This is a genomic window from Aliiruegeria haliotis, assembly GCF_003003255.1.
Taxonomy (GTDB): domain Bacteria; phylum Pseudomonadota; class Alphaproteobacteria; order Rhodobacterales; family Rhodobacteraceae; genus Tropicimonas; species Tropicimonas haliotis.
Map to the genome: position 1 here is coordinate 157,058 of NZ_PVTD01000003.1, position 19,940 is coordinate 176,997.

Consider the following 19,940-nt stretch of genomic DNA (forward strand, 5'->3'; position numbering starts at 1 on the left):
ACCGAATGTCCCGGATGTGTTTTCCGCGTCTCGACCGGGGCTGTCCGGGGGCCGACCCTAGAATGAACCGACGGACGCTCAGTCATGGGCCACCCCGAGGTAGGCATCGATCACATCCTGGTTGGAGCGCACCTCGTCCGGCGTCCCGTCGCCAATCTTCTTGCCATAGTCCATCACGACCACACGGTCCGACAGATCCATCACCACGCCCATGTCGTGTTCGATCAGGGCAATGGTGGTGCCGAATTCGTCGTTCACATCAAGGATGAAGCGGGACATGTCCTCTTTCTCCTCGACATTCATCCCGGCCATGGGCTCGTCCAGCAGCAGCAGGCTCGGCTCCGCGGCCAGCGCACGCGCCAGTTCGACCCGTTTCTTCAGCCCGTAAGGCAACCTGCCCACCGGGGTTTTGCGGATCGACTGGATCTCCAGGAAGTCGATGATCTTCTCGACCTGTTCCCGGTTGTGGACCTCTTCGCGTTCGGCCTTCCCCCACCAGATCGCCTGCTCCCAGATCGAAGCCTTCATATGTGTCAGGCGACCGGTCATGACATTGTCGAGCACCGTCATACCCTCAAAAAGAGCGATGTTCTGGAAGGTACGCCCCACGCCCTGCCGCGCCACCTCGAAGGGTTTCATGGAAGGCCGCACGCCGCCCTTGTACCAGACCTCTCCCTCTTGCGGATGGTAGAACCCGCTGATGACGTTGAGCATCGAGGATTTCCCGGCGCCGTTCGGTCCGATGATCGCGCGGATCTCGCCCTCGCGGATGTCGAAAGAGATATCCTTGATCGCAACCACGCCGCCAAAGCGCAGGGTGATGTTCTTCATCTCCATCAGGACGCCGCCAATCCGCCGGCCGTCCTCGGTGACGTAACCCTCTGTCAAAGCGTCCATCCCTGCCCCCAGATGAATCCAGAAATAATGGCACCGGCAAGCATGGAGATGACGATAAGCGCGCCATGGATCCAGACCTTCGGCGGACGCGGCACCAACGACGGTATCGGGATTGCGAATGCCGCGCCGATGAGCGCGCCACGCACCCCGGCCGGAGCCTCACCCACCAGGGCGAGCACGATCACGACCAGGCTGATGGGCACGGTGATGTAGACCGGGAGAGATGGCCGCTGCTCGTTCATTCGGCGGCCACCTTGTGATGCCGGGGTACGACGGTCGCGGCATCGACGACCTTCAACGTCGCAGAGATGCTGCCCTTGCGCCCATCTTCGTATGTCACCTCGGTCTCTGTGGAGACCATTTCGGAGCCATCGTAGAGAGCCGTAATCAGATCGGCGTACTTCTCTTCGATGATCCGCCGTCGCACCTTTCGCGTCCGTGTCATCTCCCCGTCGTCCGCGTCGAGTTCCTTGTGCAGCACCAGGAACCGGTGAATCTGACAGGCAGAGAGCATGTCGTCCTCCGCTACCGACTGGTTCACATCCTCCACATGGGAACGGATGGTCTCAAGGACCTGCGGGTGGCCTGCAAGTTCCTGGTAGGATGCATAGGCGATGTTGTTCCGCTCCGCCCAGTTGCCCACCGCCGTCAGATCGATGTTGATGAAGGCCGTGCAATAGTCGCGGCCGTTTCCGAAAACCACGGCCTCCAGAATATCCGGGAAGAACTTCAGCTTGTTCTCGACATACTTGGGAGCGAACATGTGGCCGTCGGCCATCTTTCCCACGTCCTTGGCGCGATCGATGATCCGCAGATGCCCAGTCCCCTCCTCGAAGAACCCGGCATCGCCGGTGGCCACCCAGCCCTCCGCGTCCTTGGTCGAGGCGGTGCTTTCGGGGTTCTTGTAGTACTCCACGAAAACGCCGGGCGAGCGATAGAAGATCTCACCGGTGTCGTCGATTCGGATCTCCACGCCCGGGCTGGGCACGCCAACCGTATCCGCCCGGACCTCGTGGTCGGGCTGCTGGGCAATGAACACGCCAGCCTCAGTCTGTCCGTAGAGTTGTTTCAGGTTGATGCCGAGCGACCGGTAGAACTCGAAGATCTCCGGCCCGATGGCTTCGCCCGCAGTGTAGCCGACCCTGACCCGCGAGAAACCCAGCGTGTTCTTCAGCGGGCCGAAGATCGCAAACTCGCCAAACGCGTAGCGCAGACGATCCAGTGTGCCCACCGGCTTGCCATCGAGAATCGCCGGCCCCACGCGTTTCGCCAGGTCCATGCAACGCTTGAACAGCCACCGCTTCGTCGGGCTGGCATCCTCCATCCGGATCATCACCTGGGTGAGCTGGCTTTCGAACACCCGTGGTGGGGCAAAGTAATAGGTCGGCGCGATCTCCTTGAGGTCGGTCATCATCGTTTCACTGCTCTCCGGGCAGTTCACGCAGAACCCGTTCCAGAGCGCCTGCCCCATGGAGAAGATGAAATCTCCGACCCATGCCATCGGCAGATAGGCAAGGATCTCGTCCTCGCTGCGCAGGTGGTCGAATTCGCTGGAGTTCTTGGAGGTCTCGATAATGTTTCGGTTGGACAGCACCACGCCCTTTGGCTTGCCCGTAGTGCCCGAAGTGTAGAGCATCACGCAGGTGGAATCGTAGTCCAGTTCGGCTTCGCGCCGGTGGATCTGCTCCTCGTGGCGATGATGTGCCGCCTTCCCCTCGTCACGGATGTCCTGAAGCCAGTTCAGGTGCTCGTGGTCATATTTCCGCATGCCGCGTTTGTCGTGGTACAGCACATGATCGACCTGGTGCAGCCGATCCTGCACATCGATCACCTTGTCGACCTGCTCCTGATCGCCGCAGACCACGAAGCGCGCACCGCAATGCTCAAGGACATAGGCCATCTCTTCGGACACGGCGTCCTGATAGAGTGGCACCGGCACGGCGCCGCACATCTGTGCCGCGATCATCGACCAGTAGAGATCGGGACGGTTGCGCCCGATGATGGCAACGTGATCGCCCCGGTTCATGCCCAATGCCAGGAACCCCATCGCCAGCCACTCGATCTCGTCGAGGGCTTCGGCCCAGGTCCAGCTCTGCCAGATCCCGTATTCTTTCTCGCGGTAGGCGGGCCTGTCGCCGTATTCCCGCGCGTTGCGACGCAGGAGCGCGGGCATCGAACACAGACCGCCCGAGGGCGTTGCTGTTGCGGTCAAATCTATCCTCCCCTGGTGCGCCTCCACACACCTGCCTTGCGGCATGTCCCACTATAGGGCCGGGATTCGGGGAATCGTCAAATGTTTTTTGAACGGGCGTTCAAATAACGCCCCCACCCTTGTTTACTTTGCCATTGCAGCATTTCTTCTGCGGCAGCAAAGCGCGCGCCGTCGCCTCATGGACGCCCCGCGACGGGCAGGTTAGGAGAGACGGAACGAACCAGCGGGGACGCAATGACACATCTTTGGGTACGGGCCGAAGAGAGGCCGAACGAAGAGCGCGTGGGGATCATGGCCGAGGGCGTGAAGTCATTGCTGTCGAAGGGGTTCGAGGTGACCGTCGAGGAGAGTCCGGTGCGCCGGATCCCGATCGATGGCTACCGCGCGGCTGGCGCAGCGATCGCCCGCCCCGGCAGCTGGCGCGAGGCGCCCCGGGATGCCATCGTCTTCGGCCTGAAAGAACTGCCCTTGGACGGCACGCCGCTCAGGCACCGCCACATCATGTTCGGTCATGCCTACAAGGGGCAGGCGGACGGGCGCGAGTTGCTGAAACAGTTCAAGGCCGGAGGCGGCACACTCTACGACCTCGAATACCTCGTGGACGCGGCAGGTCGCCGCGTGGCCGCGTTCGGCTACTGGGCCGGATTTGCCGGTGCCGCCGTGTCCCTCAAATGCTGGGCGGCCCAGCAGCGGGGCGAACTCTGCGGCCCGGTCGACGTCTATCCCGACAAGCAGGCGATGCTGGACGACCTGGAAGCCGAGATCTCGGCGACCGGTGCCGCCCGGCCAGATGCGCTGATCATTGGTGCCAAGGGCCGTGTCGGCACCGGCGCAGCAGACCTCTGCGCGGCGATGGGCGTTGCATCGACCCTTTGGGACATGGAGGAAACCGCGCATGGCGGGCCCTTCCCGGAAGTCCTCGATCACACCGTGTTCCTGAACTGCATCCTCGCGCGACCCGGCACACCGGTCTTCGTTCCGGCCTCCGCGCCCTCATCGCCCCGCAAGTTGTCGGTTATCGGCGACATCGCCTGCGACCCGTCGAGCGACTTCTCCCCGATCAAGGTATATGACCGGGTGACCGACTGGGCCGATCCGGCACTCCGCGTACATGACGACCCGGTGCTGGATGTCACCGCGATCGACAATCTGCCCTCCATGCTGCCGGTGGAAAGCTCGGAGGATTATGCCACGCAGCTCTTGCCCTCGCTCCAAACTCTCGACAGGCTGGATGCCGGCGTCTGGGCACGGGCAAAGGCGGAATTCGACACCCACGTCGCCACCATCTGAGGAGAGAAACAATGACCATTCACTGGTGCGGCACCGGTCTGAGCGCCATTCCCGGGTTGCGGCGGCTGCTGGAAGCCGGACACGATATTTGCGTCTGGAACCGGACGGTCGACAAGGCACAGGACGCCGTGGGCGACCTGACCGACTGGATCGAGCGGTTCGACATATCCGTGCTGGCCGAGGCGCTGCACCCCGGGGACGTCGTGGTCTCCATGCTGCCGGGCGACTGGCACGTGCCGCTGGCCGAGCTTTGCATCGACACCAAGGCGCATTTTGTTTCTTCGAGCTACATTTCGCCAGAAATGGCGGCACTGAACGAACCTGCCCGGATCGCCGGGGTGTGTCTTGTGAACGAAGTCGGGCTGGACCCCGGGATCGATCACCTGATGGCACATTGGCTTGTGGCAGACATGCGCGCCGGCGGTCACGTGCGGCCAGGCGCGGAGTACGAGTTCATCTCCTATTGTGGTGGCGTTCCGAAGGAACCCAACGCCTTTCGCTACAAGTTCAGCTGGTCGCCTCTCGGCGTGCTCAAGGCATTGCGCTCGCCCTCGCGGTCGATCCGCGACTATTCCACGCTTGAAGTGGCGCGCCCCTGGGATGCGATCACCTCTTATGACGCGCCGCTGCCGCAACCCGAGACTTTCGAAGTCTACCCGAACCGGGATTCTCTGCCATTCATGGCGGAGTACGGGTTCGAGGAGGGCTGGAAAGTGCGCGAGTTCGTGCGCGGAACGTTGCGCCTCAATGGCTGGCAGGATGCCTGGTCGGATGTCTTCGCCGAGATCGAGACCCTTGAGGGCGCAGGGGGCGATGCGCGCCTCAAGGAGATGTCGGACCAGTTCTGGGCCGATCATGCCTATGCAGAAGGCGAACCGGACCGCGTTGTGCTCTGTGTCGGACTGAAGGTCAGCCAGGACGGTGTTCCAGGCTATCACAAGACCTACGTGATGGATGCCTGGGGCGACGCGCGGGGCAGCGCAATGGCGCGATTGGTGTCACAGACAGTGTCCTATGCCGTCGAGGCCGTGACCGCGCGCGAGATCCCGGTCGGGGTCTCCGCCGCGCCGAAGGATCCGAAGCTGTTGCAGCGCTGGCTGAAAGATGTCGACGTACAGGCGCAACGACTGGAAATCGTCGATCATCTCACCTGACGGCATTGGGGGCGGGGGGTGCCCCTCCCGCATCGACGCTTTCGCGTCTCAACGGTTTGGGGCCGGGCGCGCCAAAGGCGCGCAGCGTTCAAGCGCCTGCGGCGCCACCGGAGCCATCGCCGCCTGAGTCAGTCCCGCTCGCGCAGGCGGTCTTCCTCGTCGGCCACGCTGATACCCAGCGCATCCATACCGTCCTCCAGAAAGTCGGCCAGCTCCGGCATTCCCGACAGGTAGTCCTCCGTCGGGGCGGTTCGTTCGCGCCGGGCGGTGTACAGCGCATCCTCCAATTCGTCGGCCGCGAAGCTCTCCCGCCCGATCCACATCAACGCCACGAGGCTGACCTGCTCATCGACATTCAGTCCGGAAATGTAGTCCCGCAGATGACCGCTTTCCGGCCCGTATTCGCGGGACAGGGCAACGACCCTGACGACCTTACCGCTGCTGATGTCGAGCATGGATTTCCCCCTGTTCTTGTTCCTCCTTTTTCTCGCGCCACGGCGGCGGAGGCAAGGGGAAGCGTGGGTGAGAATGCAATCAGTGGCACCGAACGGGCAGAAACCGCGAAAACGGCCGCCGCCTGGGCGACCACGGCGCTGGCTTGACCGCCCATCTCCAGCTGGCCGTCGCGCCATCCGGAGCGGGTGGGGCGAACGCTCGCTCAGGCCCGCCTTGCAAGGCCTGCGCGATCTAGGTTCCCAAGGCCTGCGCGGTCTCTTTCAGGAGCGTGGCGCTGCGCTCCAGGGCCATGCGTTCGGCATCGTTGATGTCGGGTGCTAGATCAAGCTCGACCCCGCGGCGGCCAATCACCCGAGGGATCGAATATGCGACCTGAGGCAATCCAGCGATGCCATTGGTCTCCGTAGAGACGGACATGACCACCTTCCCATCACTGACAATCGCCCCCACGAGCCGCGCAAGCCCGGCGCCGATCCCGTAGTATGTCGCCCCCTTGCCCTCGATGATGGAATAGGCGGCGTATCGCACGCCGTCATCGATCTGGCGCCGGATATCCTCGGTGATCGGCGCCCCAGCATAGGCCGCGAAGGCATCGAGCGACATGTTCCCCGCACGCGCCCCGGACCAGGCCAGAACCTCGCTGTCGCCGTGCTCGCCCAGCACGTAGGCATGGATCGATTGCGGCGCGAGGCCGACATGACGGCTCAGGAGGCTTCGGAAACGCGCGGTGTCGAGGATTGTGCCTGACCCGATCACCCGATGCGCCGGCAGGCCAGACAGGCGTCGTGCAACCGTCGTCATGATGTCTACCGGGTTTGACGCCACAAGAAGGATCGGGTCCGGGACCACGGACAGAATCGAGCCAATGACAGCCCGGAACACATCCGCATTCCGCGACAGGAGCGACAGCCGGCTTTCACCCGGCTTCTGACCGACCCCGGCGGCGAGGATGACGATCTCCGCGCCGGCAAGATCCTCGTAGCCACCCGAGGTCACTATGGTGGTGGAGGCAAATGGCATTCCGTGGCTGATATCCTCGGCCTGCGCCCGCGCCATGGCCGGGTCGAGGTCTACCAGAACCACCGAATGTGCAACGCCGAGCAGGCCGATCGCGTAGGCCGCCGTGCTGCCGACCATGCCGGCGCCAATTATGCCAACTTTCATGGGTTTACTCTCCTGAACGGGTTCTGGCCCAAGCCATAGCATGCCTGAGATGTCAGGCCATGACAGACCCGGCTAGAACCGATCGAGCAGGCGCTCAAGATAGTCCAGCTCCAGCTCTGGGCGTTCCCGGTCGCTGGAGCGCCGACGGATTTCGTCAAGAAGCTCCCGTGCGCGGCGGTAGATATCGTCGCCTTGCAACAGGTTCTCCTCGGTCCCGAAGCTACCTGACGTTCCTGCGCGGCGTCCCAGCGGGTCGCGCTGGTCGGCGCCGTCGGCCTGCCCGGTCTGTTGTCCCTGTCCGCCCTGCTGGCGCTGCTGCTCCTGCGCCATCGCCTCCCCGAGGTTCCGCATGCCCTCGCGGATCGCCTCCATGGCCCGCGATTGCTCGTCGATGGCGCCCGCGAAATCATCGTTCTCAAGCGCGTCCTCCGCCCGGTCCATTGCCCGGCCCGCGTCGCCAAGCGACTCCCGGGCCGCATCGCCCTGTTCGGTTCCCGCGCCGGGCAGGTTCTGACGCAGCGAGTCGAGCCGTTGGCGCAGTTGCCCCTGGCGCTCCGAAAGGGATCCTTCACCGGGTTGTCCATCCTGGGCTTGTCGCCCCTGATTTCCGCCCTGCCCCTGCTGGCCGCCGGGCTGCTGTCCGTTCTGGCCCTCATGGCTCTGGCCGCGGCCCATGTCGCCGTTCCGCCCTTCGTTCTCGCCGCTCTCGCCCTGTTGGCCACGGTTCGGGTTGAACTGCTCCTGCAAATCGCGGAACGCCTCATCCGAAAGGCCCTGCTGGTCGCGCAGCGTCTCCGCCAGCCCCTGCATTGCCTGCTCGCCCGGGCTTTGACCGCTCTGCCCCTGCTGGCCCTGCGTGACCTGCATGTTCTCCATCATCTGACGGAGCTGTTCGAGGAGTTGCTGGGCTTCTGCCGTTCGCCCCTCCTCCATGAGTTGCTGCAAGCGGTCCAGCATCTCCTGAAGCTGGTCGCCGGTAATCTCCTGCGTATTCTCGGAAAGCTGTTGCTGCTGGTCAGGGTCCTGCTGCTGGGCGAGCTGGCGCATGTATTCCTGCATCGCTTCGCGCAGCTCGTCCATCAACTGGGCGATCTCCTCGTCTGTGGCACCATTCCGGATTGCCTCGGACAGGCGGTCCTGCGCGCGGCGCAAACGCTCCAGCGCATTCGACAGGTCCCCTTCCTCGATCTTCACGGCGATGTTCCAGAGAGCCTCGGCGACTTCCTCCTGAACGTCCGCCGACAATCCGTCGGGCGCAGCGATCCCGACTTCCAGCCTTCGCAGGGCGACCCGCAATGGCAGGAAGGTGCTCCCGTCACGGATGATATCGTCCGGGCGGTGCGTCACGGCCCGAATGACCTGCGCAACCCGCTTGCCGTTCCCGCGTGCCCACAAAAGGTCCCGGCGCTGCTCGATCAAGGCGGCGGCCAGCGGCTCAAAGAAACGACGGCCCGGCAGGACCATTTCCGTGGGGACCGACTGCCCGCTCTGTCCGGCTGCATCGACCGCGCTCAGCGTGATCGTCACCGGCAATCCGACCCAGGGATGCTTCGAGAAATCCTCGACCAGGGTTTCGACGAAATCTGCGCGATCGCCGGCGATCGTCATCGGGAGGTCCAGTTCGATCGGGTCACGGGGCTCCGGCGCGAGGGCAAGGCCATAGACCCGCTCCACGGCCGCCAGATCGAGGTCGATCACACCTGATCCGGCCACGACGCCGTAGTCGTCCTGCGCCCGGAATGGCTGGCTCATCCGGCCGTTGGCTTCCATCTCGGCGGTGCCTTCCAGTGATATGATCGGAGGCTGGTCGGCCAGGACATCGATGGACCACGCCTTTCCGCCCTCCCCCAGAATCGCGATCCGTCCCGATTGGTTTATCTCGAACCCCTGGCTTGGCTCGCTTGCCGGGACGACCTCCTCCCCGGCCCGGGCCGAAACGGTCTCATCCACACTTAATGCGCCGACCTCACCATAGAGCCGCAATGTCACGCGGCTACCGACAGGAACGGCAATCCCCTCGCCATCGATATCGTTGAGATAAAGGCTCGGTTTGCCGGTATAGGCCGGCGGCTCGATCCAGCCCTCCCACGATGGGCCGGCGGCGGTTGTGGCGACCTTTCCACCGGTCACAACATCGCCCACGGTTGCCACGTGCCAGAGAGATCCGAACAGCAGCGCCACGGCAATCGCGGTCGCGGCCACATACCGCAGCGCGAAGGGATCGCGCCGGGACAGGTTCAGGTCGGGCTGTACCGCCTTTGCCCCCGCCGCGCGACCCGCCATACGCTCCAGATGCGCCGCCCAGACCGCCGCGGAGGCCTCGTCTCCGGTTCCGATCGCCTGGCTGTCCTTCAACGCCTGAATGGGATTCCCCGGCAAGGTCGCGTCAAGCCGCGCCATCGCCTCTTCCCGGCTGGGCCAGCGGAACTTTCGAATGCCTGCGATAGCAAACCAGATGCTTCCTACCAGCGCAAGAAGTGCAATGATCCAGGCGATCTCAAGAGGCGCGGTTTCGTGAAGGCCCAGAAGGACAACCGTCGCCACCGCGAACAAAATCGACCAGACCGGCCAGAACGCGTGCACGAACCGCTCCGCCACCATGCCGATGCGGGTCAGCCGCAGCGGCCTGACCAGCCGTTTCTGAGCGCGCACGTGGGCGGCGTCGGGATCCATGTCGCTCCTTTCGGAGGCCCGCAACCCGGGCCCGAAGGCAGCCCCGTTACAGGAGCCACTCGGGAATGTTATCTCGCGCGATCATTTCGTCAAAGGTGGGACGTGCCCGGATGACACTGAATTGATCCCCATTCACCAAGACCTCCGGGATCAGCGGCCGGGTGTTGTATTCGGAGGACATCACCGCCCCGTAGGCCCCAGCGGAGCGAAACGCCACCATGTCACCCGCCGTCAGGACCGGCATATTGCGCTGTTTCGCAAAGGTATCTCCGCTTTCGCAAACCGGCCCGACGATGTCGAACGGCACCTGTTCGCTCCCGGCTTCGGGCTCTTGAACGGCAACGATATCGTGATGCGCATCGTACATCGACGGCCGGATCAGGTCGTTCATCGCGCCGTCGAGAATCAGGAAATCCCGCCCTTCGCCATTCTTCACGTAGATCACCGAACTCACCATGATCCCCGCGTTGCCGGAAATAAGCCGCCCCGGCTCGATCTCCACTTCACAGCCGAGATCGCCGACCGTTCGCTTGATCAACTCGCCATACTCGCTGGGAAGCGGCGGCGCAGTATTGGACCTCGCGTAAGGAATTCCCAACCCGCCGCCCAGATCAAGCCGACGAATATCGTGACCATCGGCCCGCAGGACGGCTGTCAGCTCTGCCACCTTGCGATAGGCCTGTTCGAATGGCTCCAGCTCCGTCAGTTGCGAGCCGATGTGCACGTCGATCCCGATCACCTCGAGCCCGGGCAAGGCGGCCGCACGGGCATAAACCTCCCGCGCCCGCGCGATCGGAATACCGAACTTGTTCTCTGACTTTCCAGTTGCGATCTTCGCATGGGTCTTTGCATCGACGTCCGGGTTGATGCGCAACGTGATCGGCGCCCTTGCCCCTATGGAGAGCGCCACCGCGTTCAGCACCTCCATTTCCGGTTCGCTTTCGACGTTGAACTGACGAATCCCGCCCTCAAGCGCGGCCCGCATCTCTTCGGCGGTTTTGCCGACACCTGAAAAAACGATGCGTTCGCCGGGAACGCCCGCGGACTTCGCCCGGGCGTATTCGCCGCCGGACACCACGTCCATCCCTGCACCCATCGCCGCCAGCGTCTTAAGGATCGCCTGGTTCGAGTTCGACTTCATCGCGAAACACACAAGGTGCTCCAGCGGGTCCAGCGCCTCGTCAAACAGCCGAAAATGGCGTTGCAGCGTCGCGGTGGAATAGCAATAGAATGGCGTCCCGACCTGCGCCGCGATTTCGGGCACCGGCACATCCTCGGCATGGAGCACGCCGTCACGGTAAAGAAAATGATCCATCGGGCGGCCCTTCGTCGTTTGTCGTCCGGAGGCCGGTCATATCACAGCGCCACGCCAAGGCAATCCGCGCATAACTCGACCCCGGCAACCGCTTGCGACGCAACGGTTGAAGACCGATGTGCCGTTGTCAGCGTACCCGCGCCACGACATAGTCGGCCAAATCGACCAGCATCCCGCGAATGTCGCTGTCCGGGAAAACGTCCAGAGCCGCCTTGGCCCGATCGGCCCAGAGCACGGCCTGTTCCCGGGTGGCGTCCATCGTACCGTGCTTCGCGATCAGCGCCAGGGCCTGCTCCAGGTCACCATCTTCCTGGCGTCCCTTCTCGATCGTGCGCTGCCAGAACGCGCGCTCGGCAGTATCGGCCTTGGCCACCGCCTGTATGACGGGCATTGTCAGCTTCCGCTCCCGGAAATCGTCACCGACATTCTTGCCGGTCGCGGAGGCATCTCCACCATAATCCAGCAGGTCGTCGACAATCTGAAAACTGATCCCCAGCGCGTCGCCATAGGCGTTCAGCGCAGCCACCTGTGCATCCGGAACCCCGGCGATGACGCCACCCACCTCGCAGGCCGCCGCAAAGAGCGCCGCGGTCTTGCCGCGGATCACCTTGAGGTAGACCTCCTCGTCCGTGGCAAGGTTCTGCGCCGCGGTCATCTGCAACACTTCACCTTCGGCAATCGTGGCAGAGGCATTGGCGAGAATGTCCAGCACGCGGATGCTGCCCGTCTCCGTCATCAACTGGAACGAACGGGCAAACAGGTAGTCGCCGACAAGCACCGAGGACTTGTTGTCCCACAGGAGGTTTGCCGTCGGCCTGCCACGTCGCTGGCCGCTCTCGTCCACAACGTCGTCATGCAACAGGGTCGCCGTGTGAATGAACTCCACCGTCGCCGCGAGGCGCAGGTGATCCTCGCCGACGTAGCCGCACATCCGCGCGGTCGCCAGCGTCAGCATCGGGCGCAGGCGCTTTCCGCCGGCCTCTACCAGATGCGCCGTGACCTCTGGAATGCGCGGCGCATGTTCGGAGGCCATCCGCTCCCGGATCAGCGTGTTCACCAGGCCCATATCATCGGCCAGAAGCCGCCCCAGGCGGTCATGCGGTTTCTGCGAAGCGTCGTCCAAGCTCATCACGGTCTCGTAACCCCGTCTCGACAAATCGGCCCGGGGTCCCTTAAGTCAGTGCCATGAAAGAGGTTTTACGCACAAACGACCCGACAGTGATCGCCTTCGCGAAATCCCTCCTCGCAGGCGAGGATATAGACTGCTTCGAAATGGACGTCCATATGAGCGTCCTCGAAGGATCGATCGGTATTTTGCCGCGCCGCCTGATGGTGCGCGACCGCGACCTGTTCCTCGCACGCGCGGCGCTGCGTGACAATGATATCACCGTCAGCGACGAAGGGTGACATGGACGAGGCGCTCACTCGCGACGACTACCTCGGGGGCCGTCTTTCTCTCTGGCAGCCAGCAAGAGGGTATCGCGCCGGAATAGATCCCGTGCTCCTTGCTGCGGCCTGTCCGGCGAAAGCGGGAGAGAGCATTCTGGAACTCGGCTGTGGCGTTGGAACTGCCGCGCTCTGCCTCTCGGTCCGCGTGCCCGACCTGCGCATCACGGGCGTCGAACGCCAAGCGGATATGGCGGCGCTGGCCTGTCGGAACGCCTCGGAAACCGGCGCACATTTTCAAGTTGTCACGGCGGATATCGCGACCCTCCCCGACGCCGTGAAGCAGCAAAGCTACGATCACGTCATCGCCAACCCGCCCTTTTTCCTCCGCTCGGAGAGCCACGCCTCCCCTCACCCCGCGCGCGAAGCCGCGATGGGGGAGGACACGGCGCTTGCAACATGGATGGATGTTGCCGCACGTCGGCTGAAACCAAAGGGATGGCTGACCCTCATCCACCGCACGGAACGCCTGGCGGACCTGCTCTGCGACCTGGGTACGCTGGGCTCGGTCCAGATCCAGCCATTGCAACCGAGACCCGGCCGTGAGGCCAACCTGATTCTCCTGCGAGCGCGCAAGAACGGGCGCGCACCGCTGCGCCTGCATCCTCCGGTCACGCTGCACACGGGCGAGAAGCACGTCACGGATGGTGAGGACTACAGCCCGGCCATTCGCGCGGTGCTGCGCAGCTCCGCTCCCTTCCCGGGATTCTGAACCGATTTTCAAGGCCCGCCCATATAGTCATTGCCGGCAAGGCTTCACAGAGCCCATGCAAAAAATTCACCCGGGACACCGGTTCCGGGTGACAAGCCGCGGAATTCATGGTGCACTTGATTCGTACATCGTCCTGAGAGGAGAAGTTGGCCATGTCCGAGTCCGCCCGCGTTGATGAACTCCGCAAGAAGCACGCCGCACTTTCGGCCCAAGTGGAACAAATTCAAGCAGCTCCCGGCTCCGACGACCTCGAAATCGTAGAACTCAAGAAGAAGAAGCTCCGGATAAAGGAAGAGATTACCAGACTCACGTCTGTATAGGAGCGTCTGAACTCCGGCGCGTGCTGGCCCAGGCGGCCAGCGCGGCACCGCCGGTGATGAGCGCCGCTGCCACCAACAGGTTGGGCGTCGGCGCCGCAAGACCTGCAAGGATCAGTGCCAGTGTCGACAAGAGCGGCGCGGCATAGCTTGCAACCCCGAGAAGCTGGATGTCCCCCTGCTTCACCCCGATATCCCAAACATAGAACGCAAGGCCCACGGGCCCGATCCCGAGCGCGGCGACACTCGCCCAACCGATGGACGAGTCCGGCCAAGCGGTCTGCTCCAGTGTGACGTGCGCCAATGCAGACAGCACCGCCGTGGCGAGACAGAAAATCGCGACCGTCTCCGTTGGCGCATGGCCGATCCTTCGCGACAGCACGGAGTAGCCGGACCAGAAAAAGGCACAAACCAATGCCAGGCCAAAGCCCGGCAAGGCGCCGGCACCGAGTTCGGCCCCATCGCCGAGAATGATCAGGGCGGCCCCTGCGAACCCGAGCGCGCCACCGATCAAGTGCCCTGCACGAAGTCGCTCGCCGGGCAGCAACCCCGACATCAGCACGATCAACAGAGGCCAGAGATAGGCAATCAACCCCGCCTGCGCAGGCGGAGCAAGCCGCAACGCGGAGAAATAGAAGAAGTGGTATCCGAAAAGGCCGATTGTGCCGAACGCATAGACCTTCCATCCAACTCTGCGCAGCCGGTTGTATCCACCTCCGAGCAAGGTCCAAAGGAGGCCGATTGCACCCCCGATGGCAAAACTCATCGCGGTGAGCTGGAGGGGCGGCACGGGGGCGCTACCGACAGTGAAGAGTGCAAGCAGAGCCCAAAGCAGCACTGCAATGAAACCTGTTGCGGTGGCGCGCATACGTGTCATGAAAGGTTGTCCGGCTCCCTGAAATCCCGCCCGTCTTCCAGGCGCACCATGTCTTTCGCCGCCTCATGCAACCAATCGATGAAGGCCGCAACCTTTCGCCGCTGCCGTGCCGATGGCAGGCAGAGGATGCGATAGGATCCACGGGTGTAGATGGTCAGCGGGAAGGGCGCGACGAGTAGCCCGGCCGCCATCGCCTCGCTGGCCGCCGAGATCCGACCCAGCACGACCCCGCCGCCGGCAATAGCGGTATCCACCGCGTGATCTGCCTGGCTGAAGCGCGGCCCACCCGGCGGGGGCGTGCCAAGCCCGGCAGCGCGACACCAGACATCCCAGTTGATCTGCGCCCGGTGAATTGTCGCGTAATCCTGGTGGATAAGCGGCAGGGCGAACAGATCTTCGGGCGCTGTGACCTGCTCTGCCATCGCAGGTGACATCATTGGCGTCATCCAGTCCCGCATGAATTCTTCGCAATGCAGACCGGTCGGGAGTTCTGCGCTGAAACGGATGGCGACATCCACGTCGTCGCGCTCCAGATCGGCAAAATGCAGACTTGCAGAGAACCGCAGCTCGATGTCCGGGTTCATGCGTGCGAAGTCGTACATCCTCGGTGCAAGCCATTTCGCCGTAAAGGCCGGACCGGCTGTCACGGTCAGGTTGGTGTCATTGCCGAGCCGCCGCGTATGCCGCCAGGCCCGATGCAGCGAATCAAAGCCGTCCGACAATCCCGGCGCCAGTGCCTCCCCCGCCTCTGTGAGCTCTACCGCGCGATTTAACCGGCGAAAAACCGGCTGACCCAAATGCTCCTCCAGTGACTTGATCTGGAACGACAACGCAGCAGGTGTAACGCCCAACTCGCCTGCAGCCTTTGCGAAAGACATGTGGCGAGCAGCGGCCTCAAAGGCTCTCAATGCGGTCAGCGGCGGCAGGCGGTCGGTCATTTCAGACAAGTAATACTAAACTGAAGCCATGAGAAGTCTCGTTTGTCAGCGGCCAAACCACAACCGATATTGATAACAGTCAAGGAATGCTGAACCGAAACCGAGAACGGGAGATCGCAAGATGTTCGAAGTCGCCACAACCACCGCACACCGCGACGCTATCGAGCGCGCCCATCATGAACGCGCCGAGGCCTTCGCCGACCTTCTCGCCGCGATCACCCGCCCGATTCGTTCCCTGTCCTTGCCGCAGGTTGGCACCCGCCGGTGGCGAAAGTCGCCGCAGGGCTCTCCCGCCGGCCATTGACCCTGGAAACGAAACGCCCCCGCCAATCGCATCGGCGGGGGCGCATTCGATCAAAGCTGAAGTGCGTATCAGACGAAGAACTGACCGCCATTCGCAGATATCGTCGACCCGGTGATGAAACCGGCATCCTCGGAGGCGAGGAAAACCACGCAACGGGCAATCTCTTCCGGTTCTCCCAGGCGGCCAACCGGGATCTGCGGAATGATCTTTTCGTTCAGGATCTTCTCGTCGATGGCCCGAACCATCTCCGTGCCGATATAGCCCGGGCAAACCGCATTCACGGTCACACCGAAGCGCGCACCTTCTTGTGCGAGCGCCTTGGTGAACCCCAGGTCGCCTGCCTTGGACGCGGAATAGTTTGTCTGACCCGCCTGACCCTTCTGGCCGTTGATCGAGGAAATGTTGACAATCCTGCCCCATTTACGTTCGCGCATGCCGGGGTAAACCGGGTGGGTCATGTTGAAGACGCCGTGCAGGTTGGTGTCGATCACGTCGTTCCATTGCTGCACGGACATGCGGTGGAACATGGCATCCCGCGTGATGCCGGCATTGTTGACCAGAACGTCGACCGGTCCCAGGTCCGCCTCGACCTGCTTGATGCCATTCTCGCAGCCCTCGTAATCCGCAACAGACCACTTGTAGGTCTTGATACCGGTCTCGCCGGAGAACTTTGCGGCGGCTTCCTCGTTGCCCCCGAAGTTTGCAGCGACTTCATAGCCCGCCTCCTTGAGGCCGATTGAAATGGCGGCCCCGATTCCACGGGTCCCCCCGGTGACGACTGCAACTCTAGCCATGGTGTTCCTCCAGCTTGGCGTAATACTTGGCAACTCCGTTAAATCGAGCGCCGCAACTTACGCAACATTATTGCGCGGTGATCCTGCCGCTTCAAGTTGATCATTTCGAATTCATAAAAGGGGCGCCAAATGCGGCGCCCCGGATTTCTTTGCCTGCGACCGATCGGTTACGGACGCTCGACGCACAGAGCTACGCCCATGCCGCCGCCGATGCACAGAGTGGCGAGGCCTTTCTTGGCGTCGCGGCGCTGCATTTCGAACAGGAGCGTGTTGAGCACCCGGCAACCGGAAGCACCGATCGGGTGGCCGATGGCGATGGCGCCGCCGTTCACGTTCACGATCTCCGGGTTCCAGCCCATATCCTTGTTCACCGCGCAGGCCTGTGCCGCGAAGGCCTCGTTGGCCTCGACCAGATCCAGATCGTCGACCGACCAACCGGCCTTGTCGAGCGCCTTGCGGGAGGCATAGATCGGACCAACGCCCATGATCGACGGGTCGAGACCGGCCGTGGCGTAGGATGCGATGCGGGCGAGCGGCTCGATGCCACGCTTCTCGGCCTCGTCGGCAGACATGCAGAGCACCGCCGCTGCGCCATCGTTGATGCCGGAGGCATTGCCCGCTGTCACCGACCCATCCTTCGCAAAGGCAGGGCGCAGTTTCTGCATGTTCTCGATAGTGGCGCCGTGGCGAATGTACTCATCGGCGTCCATCACCGTCTCACCCTTGCGGGTCTTGATGGTGAAGGGGACGATCTCGTCGGCGAACTTCCCGGCTTTCTGAGCCGCTTCGGCCTTGTTCTGAGAGGCCAAGGCGAACTCATCCTGCTGCTCGCGGGAAATCTGCCATTTTTCGGCCACGTTCTCCGCGGTCTGGCCCATGTGGTAGCCGTTGAAGGCATCCCACAGACCGTCCTTGATCATGGTGTCGATATACTTCATGTCGCCCATCTTCTGACCGGCGCGCAGCGCGGCGGCGTGGGTCGACATGGACATGTTCTCCTGCCCGCCGGCGGCGACGATGGAGGCATCACCGAGCATGATGTGCTGGGCCGCAAGCGCCACGGTGCGCAGGCCGGACCCGCATACCTGGTTGATCCCCCAAGCCGCGGATTCCTGCGGGAAACCGGCGTTGATATGGGCCTGCCGGGCCGGGTTCTGCCCTTGTGCTGCGGTCAGGACCTGGCCGAGGATCGTCTCCGACACCTCCGACGGGTCGACACCCGCGCGCTCGCAGACGGCCTTGAGAACGGCTGAGCCGAGGTCGTGGGCAGGGGTATTGGCAAACGATCCCAGGAAGGATCCGACGGCCGTGCGGCCGGCCGAGGCGATGACGACATTGGTCATGATGGCTCCTCTTCAAGTCATCTACAGGAGGGGCCGCGCTGCCGGTGCGGCAACCTCCCGATGCCCCTCGGGTCCAAGACTTGGTTAGGGGGAGCGTTTCGATGTGGCAACTGACAGCATGTCCCACCTTGGGTGTTCCTCCGCAGGAGCGCGGCAAAACAGGGTTCCAGCGAACATGCCCGCCCCAAAAGGGAACACAAGCGAAAGCTGCTGCCTTCGAATCCGCAAGACAGCCGTTAGGGATCTGCGCAGCCAGTCCGTGGCAGGCAAAGTACTGACGGCAGCACCTCGCCAGGTGCCCCTTTGTCGGCCACCTTTTGAAAAGGGAGGTGACCAGCAGGGACAACAATTGGCGGAGCACGCTTCCATTGCAGGAAGGCGCCCCCCACCGGCAGGAAACGAAAGCCCGGTTGCTTGTCGAAACCCTGCCTTCGGCAGCCCCTCAGACGGCCTTCCGGAAGCTCTCCGGAAATGCGTCCCAGGTCGGTTGGGTCGTTGGAACTCCGAAGTAGTAGCCCTGCATGCAATCGACACCGAAAGCCGACAGAAGATTGGCATCCTCCGCGTTCTCAACGGACTCGGCCACCGTGAACATCTCGAACTCCTCGGCGATGTGGATCAACGCCCGGGTCAGAACCTGGTTGTCCGGGTTTGCATGAATCCCCCGAATGAACTCCCCCGCGACCTTGAGAATGTCGAAATCAAGGTCCCGCAGGTAGCGGAAGGCCGTGTAGCCAGCGCCAAAATCATCGAGTGCAAAGGAGATCCCACGGTCCTGCAGGTTCTGCATGAACACCATTGTAACATCTGGCAGCAGGATTGCCGAGCTCTCCGTGATCTCCACGATCAGTCGTTCTGCCGCCTCAGGCCGGTCGGTTAGCCCCTGGGTCAATGCCTCCATCCACGGGGGGTAGCCGATGGAACGCGCCGACATGTTGATCGACAGCCGCAGCCCCGGTGCCGCCTTCAACGCGGCAAGACCGAGTTCCAGCGAGATGCAATCTATCATCCTCCCGATCTCGTCTGATTCAATGGCACCCATGAATTCTGCTGCCGGAATGACCCGTCCCGTATCGTCAAGGACACGGACCAGCCCCTCGAAAAACGCGATTCTCTCGGGCGATCTCGCGTCGACAACAGGTTGATACGCGAGAAGGACATCCCGCCGTTCCAACGACCGGCGCACCATCGCGAGGATGTTCTTGTCCCGCACTGTCACGGCCGCCGCGAGAGGATTGCCGACTCCCTCCAACGCTCCCGGAGCGATCCCGTCTGCCACTGCCTGCATGTCCGACTCCACCAACTCGTCTGCCCCATTTGTGCACCGGGGCATGAACGAGTGGTAAAGCTTCGCCTTTTGTTCCAATTTGCGGAAAATGCCGGGAACTGGAGGCGGAGAATGGGCGAACGATGCGGCTGGGCCGGGCCCGAGCAGATCTATATCGACTACCACGACACCGAATGGGGCGTGCCGATCCGCGACAGTCGCACGCTTTGGGAGAAGCTCATTCTGGACGGCTTCCAGGCCGGTCTTTCCTGGATCACGATACTGAAGAAGCGGGAGAACTTCCGCGACGCATTCGGCGGTTTCGACCCGGAACAGATTGCGACCTGGGGCGATCGGGAGGTTGAGACGCTTCTGAAGAACCCGGGCATCATCCGCCATCGTGGCAAGATCGAAGCCACCATCGGAAATGCCCGGGCGTTCCTCGAAATCGAGGAAGCGACCGGGTTTTCATCCTTCCTCTGGGATCGGCTGGACGGCAAACCGTTGCAAAACCGGTGGCAGAGGCTGGAGGACGTACCCGCACAGACGCCCCTCTCGCAACGGGTTTCGCGGGACCTGAAGTCTGCCGGGTTCCGTTTCTGCGGGCCGACAATCGTATATGCCTTCATGCAGGCCACGGGACTGATCAACGATCATCTGGTTGGTTGCCCACGCCATGCGGATTGCGCGGCGATGGGACAATAGCCAGCGCGGCCAATTGCGCCGACGAAGTTGCCTGTGTTCTGCCGCCCCAACGAGGGGGCGACCGAGACCCGGTTTG

20 protein-coding genes are annotated in these 19,940 nt (G+C 62.9%); 7 read left to right on the plus strand and 13 right to left on the minus strand.

From position 1 onward, the window contains the following. Nucleotides 1–78: 78 nt before the first annotated feature. From CLV78_RS09970 to CLV78_RS09980, 3 genes are read right to left on the minus strand one after another with little or no spacing between them, the layout of a single operon-like run. Nucleotides 79–897 (minus strand): ABC transporter ATP-binding protein, encoded by an 819-nt coding sequence (locus tag CLV78_RS09970; RefSeq protein ID WP_106204661.1) that lies wholly within the window; start codon nt 895–897, stop codon nt 79–81. Beyond that, on the minus strand, nt 885–1,139 hold the full coding sequence (locus CLV78_RS09975; protein WP_106204662.1) for a hypothetical protein: 255 nt from the start codon (nt 1,137–1,139) through the stop codon (nt 885–887). The genes CLV78_RS09970 and CLV78_RS09975 overlap by 13 nt, the downstream gene beginning before the upstream one ends. After that, entirely contained in the window at nt 1,136–3,070 is a 1,935-nt protein-coding gene (locus CLV78_RS09980; RefSeq protein ID WP_245924973.1) for a long-chain fatty acid--CoA ligase, read from the minus strand. Before CLV78_RS09980 ends, CLV78_RS09975 begins: the two co-directional genes overlap by 4 nt. Nucleotides 3,071–3,343: 273 nt before the next feature. Here CLV78_RS09980 and CLV78_RS09985 point away from each other — a divergent pair, with 273 nt between their 5' ends. After that, nucleotides 3,344–4,399, plus strand: a complete 1,056-nt coding sequence (locus tag CLV78_RS09985) for a saccharopine dehydrogenase (RefSeq protein WP_106204664.1) — start codon at nt 3,344–3,346, stop codon at nt 4,397–4,399. A gap of 11 nt (nt 4,400–4,410) precedes the next feature. Further along, nucleotides 4,411–5,553 carry a saccharopine dehydrogenase C-terminal domain-containing protein gene (locus CLV78_RS09990; protein ID WP_106204665.1) on the plus strand — a complete coding sequence of 381 codons (1,143 nt, stop codon included), beginning with the start codon at nt 4,411–4,413 and terminating at the stop codon, nt 5,551–5,553. 128 nt (nt 5,554–5,681) lie between these two features. Here the strand turns inward: CLV78_RS09990 and CLV78_RS09995 are convergent, their stop codons facing one another. The 5 genes from CLV78_RS09995 to CLV78_RS10015 all read right to left on the minus strand — a co-directional run bounded on the left by CLV78_RS09995 (nt 5,682) and on the right by CLV78_RS10015 (nt 12,290). Next, entirely contained in the window at nt 5,682–6,008 is a 327-nt protein-coding gene (locus CLV78_RS09995) for a DUF3775 domain-containing protein (protein WP_106204666.1), read from the minus strand. 232 nt (nt 6,009–6,240) lie between these two features. Further along, complete coding sequence (locus CLV78_RS10000; RefSeq protein WP_106204667.1) at nt 6,241–7,173, minus strand: L-lactate dehydrogenase; 933 nt, start codon at nt 7,171–7,173, stop codon at nt 6,241–6,243. Between the two features lie 72 nt (nt 7,174–7,245). Next, entirely contained in the window at nt 7,246–9,846 is a 2,601-nt protein-coding gene (locus CLV78_RS10005; RefSeq protein ID WP_106204668.1) for a TIGR02302 family protein, read from the minus strand. 46 nt (nt 9,847–9,892) lie between these two features. Continuing rightward, entirely contained in the window at nt 9,893–11,161 is a 1,269-nt protein-coding gene (gene lysA, locus CLV78_RS10010; protein ID WP_106204669.1) for a diaminopimelate decarboxylase, read from the minus strand. A gap of 127 nt (nt 11,162–11,288) precedes the next feature. Continuing rightward, nucleotides 11,289–12,290 (minus strand): polyprenyl synthetase family protein, encoded by a 1,002-nt coding sequence (locus CLV78_RS10015; protein ID WP_106204670.1) that lies wholly within the window; start codon nt 12,288–12,290, stop codon nt 11,289–11,291. A 56-nt stretch (nt 12,291–12,346) separates the two neighbouring features. Between CLV78_RS10015 and CLV78_RS10020 the strand changes: the two genes are divergently transcribed. From CLV78_RS10020 to CLV78_RS10030, 3 genes are all read left to right on the plus strand, one after another. Further along, nucleotides 12,347–12,568 (plus strand): putative signal transducing protein, encoded by a 222-nt coding sequence (locus CLV78_RS10020; RefSeq protein WP_106204671.1) that lies wholly within the window; start codon nt 12,347–12,349, stop codon nt 12,566–12,568. A 1-nt stretch (nt 12,569) separates the two neighbouring features. Then, the gene (locus CLV78_RS10025; protein WP_106204672.1) at nt 12,570–13,319 is read left to right on the plus strand and encodes a tRNA1(Val) (adenine(37)-N6)-methyltransferase; all 750 of its coding nucleotides are present in this window, start codon (nt 12,570–12,572) and stop codon (nt 13,317–13,319) included. A gap of 152 nt (nt 13,320–13,471) precedes the next feature. Further along, a complete protein-coding gene (locus CLV78_RS10030; RefSeq protein ID WP_106204673.1) occupies nt 13,472–13,639 on the plus strand; it encodes a YdcH family protein in 168 nt (55 codons plus the stop codon). On the opposite strand, the gene yddG is transcribed toward CLV78_RS10030, so the two are convergent. After that, nucleotides 13,626–14,513, minus strand: a complete 888-nt coding sequence (gene yddG, locus CLV78_RS10035) for an aromatic amino acid exporter YddG (protein ID WP_106204674.1) — start codon at nt 14,511–14,513, stop codon at nt 13,626–13,628. The genes CLV78_RS10030 and yddG overlap by 14 nt on opposite strands. Beyond that, nucleotides 14,510–15,451 (minus strand): transcriptional regulator GcvA, encoded by a 942-nt coding sequence (gcvA, locus tag CLV78_RS10040; RefSeq protein WP_106204897.1) that lies wholly within the window; start codon nt 15,449–15,451, stop codon nt 14,510–14,512. The genes yddG and gcvA overlap by 4 nt, the downstream gene beginning before the upstream one ends. Nucleotides 15,452–15,572: 121 nt before the next feature. Here gcvA and CLV78_RS10045 point away from each other — a divergent pair, with 121 nt between their 5' ends. Further along, entirely contained in the window at nt 15,573–15,755 is a 183-nt protein-coding gene (locus tag CLV78_RS10045; RefSeq protein WP_106204675.1) for a hypothetical protein, read from the plus strand. Between the two features lie 68 nt (nt 15,756–15,823). Here CLV78_RS10045 and phbB read toward each other — a convergent pair whose 3' ends face one another. The 3 genes from phbB to CLV78_RS10060 all read right to left on the minus strand — a co-directional run bounded on the left by phbB (nt 15,824) and on the right by CLV78_RS10060 (nt 19,180). Then, entirely contained in the window at nt 15,824–16,549 is a 726-nt protein-coding gene (gene phbB / locus CLV78_RS10050; protein ID WP_106204676.1) for an acetoacetyl-CoA reductase, read from the minus strand. Between the two features lie 167 nt (nt 16,550–16,716). Next, a complete protein-coding gene (locus tag CLV78_RS10055; RefSeq protein WP_106204677.1) occupies nt 16,717–17,892 on the minus strand; it encodes an acetyl-CoA C-acetyltransferase in 1,176 nt (391 codons plus the stop codon). A gap of 442 nt (nt 17,893–18,334) precedes the next feature. Continuing rightward, nucleotides 18,335–19,180 carry an EAL domain-containing protein gene (locus CLV78_RS10060; protein WP_106204678.1) on the minus strand — a complete coding sequence of 282 codons (846 nt, stop codon included), beginning with the start codon at nt 19,178–19,180 and terminating at the stop codon, nt 18,335–18,337. Nucleotides 19,181–19,291: 111 nt separating this feature from the next. Between CLV78_RS10060 and CLV78_RS10065 the strand changes: the two genes are divergently transcribed. Next, nucleotides 19,292–19,864, plus strand: a complete 573-nt coding sequence (locus CLV78_RS10065) for a DNA-3-methyladenine glycosylase I (RefSeq protein ID WP_106204679.1) — start codon at nt 19,292–19,294, stop codon at nt 19,862–19,864. The last annotated feature ends 76 nt before the right edge of the window (nt 19,865–19,940 follow it).

What these genes read in the sequence shown, in the direction of transcription:
- CLV78_RS10060 (WP_106204678.1), bottom strand. Translation starts at nt 19,180, where the DNA reads ATGCAGGCAGTGGCAGACGGGATCGCTCCGGGAGCGTTGGAGGGAGTC.
- CLV78_RS10020 (WP_106204671.1), top strand. Translation starts at nt 12,347, where the DNA reads ATGAAAGAGGTTTTACGCACAAACGACCCGACAGTGATCGCCTTCGCG.
- CLV78_RS10055 (WP_106204677.1), bottom strand. Translation starts at nt 17,892, where the DNA reads ATGACCAATGTCGTCATCGCCTCGGCCGGCCGCACGGCCGTCGGATCC.
- CLV78_RS10005 (WP_106204668.1), bottom strand. Translation starts at nt 9,846, where the DNA reads ATGGATCCCGACGCCGCCCACGTGCGCGCTCAGAAACGGCTGGTCAGG.
- CLV78_RS09990 (WP_106204665.1), top strand. Translation starts at nt 4,411, where the DNA reads ATGACCATTCACTGGTGCGGCACCGGTCTGAGCGCCATTCCCGGGTTG.
- CLV78_RS10015 (WP_106204670.1), bottom strand. Translation starts at nt 12,290, where the DNA reads ATGAGCTTGGACGACGCTTCGCAGAAACCGCATGACCGCCTGGGGCGG.
- lysA (WP_106204669.1), bottom strand. Translation starts at nt 11,161, where the DNA reads ATGGATCATTTTCTTTACCGTGACGGCGTGCTCCATGCCGAGGATGTG.
- phbB (WP_106204676.1), bottom strand. Translation starts at nt 16,549, where the DNA reads ATGGCTAGAGTTGCAGTCGTCACCGGGGGGACCCGTGGAATCGGGGCC.
- CLV78_RS10045 (WP_106204675.1), top strand. Translation starts at nt 15,573, where the DNA reads ATGTTCGAAGTCGCCACAACCACCGCACACCGCGACGCTATCGAGCGC.
- CLV78_RS10000 (WP_106204667.1), bottom strand. Translation starts at nt 7,173, where the DNA reads ATGAAAGTTGGCATAATTGGCGCCGGCATGGTCGGCAGCACGGCGGCC.
- CLV78_RS09970 (WP_106204661.1), bottom strand. Translation starts at nt 897, where the DNA reads ATGGACGCTTTGACAGAGGGTTACGTCACCGAGGACGGCCGGCGGATT.
- yddG (WP_106204674.1), bottom strand. Translation starts at nt 14,513, where the DNA reads ATGACACGTATGCGCGCCACCGCAACAGGTTTCATTGCAGTGCTGCTT.
- CLV78_RS09985 (WP_106204664.1), top strand. Translation starts at nt 3,344, where the DNA reads ATGACACATCTTTGGGTACGGGCCGAAGAGAGGCCGAACGAAGAGCGC.
- CLV78_RS10065 (WP_106204679.1), top strand. Translation starts at nt 19,292, where the DNA reads ATGGGCGAACGATGCGGCTGGGCCGGGCCCGAGCAGATCTATATCGAC.
- CLV78_RS09980 (WP_245924973.1), bottom strand. Translation starts at nt 3,070, where the DNA reads ATGCCCGCGCTCCTGCGTCGCAACGCGCGGGAATACGGCGACAGGCCC.
- gcvA (WP_106204897.1), bottom strand. Translation starts at nt 15,451, where the DNA reads ATGACCGACCGCCTGCCGCCGCTGACCGCATTGAGAGCCTTTGAGGCC.
- CLV78_RS09995 (WP_106204666.1), bottom strand. Translation starts at nt 6,008, where the DNA reads ATGCTCGACATCAGCAGCGGTAAGGTCGTCAGGGTCGTTGCCCTGTCC.
- CLV78_RS09975 (WP_106204662.1), bottom strand. Translation starts at nt 1,139, where the DNA reads ATGAACGAGCAGCGGCCATCTCTCCCGGTCTACATCACCGTGCCCATC.
- CLV78_RS10025 (WP_106204672.1), top strand. Translation starts at nt 12,570, where the DNA reads ATGGACGAGGCGCTCACTCGCGACGACTACCTCGGGGGCCGTCTTTCT.
- CLV78_RS10030 (WP_106204673.1), top strand. Translation starts at nt 13,472, where the DNA reads ATGTCCGAGTCCGCCCGCGTTGATGAACTCCGCAAGAAGCACGCCGCA.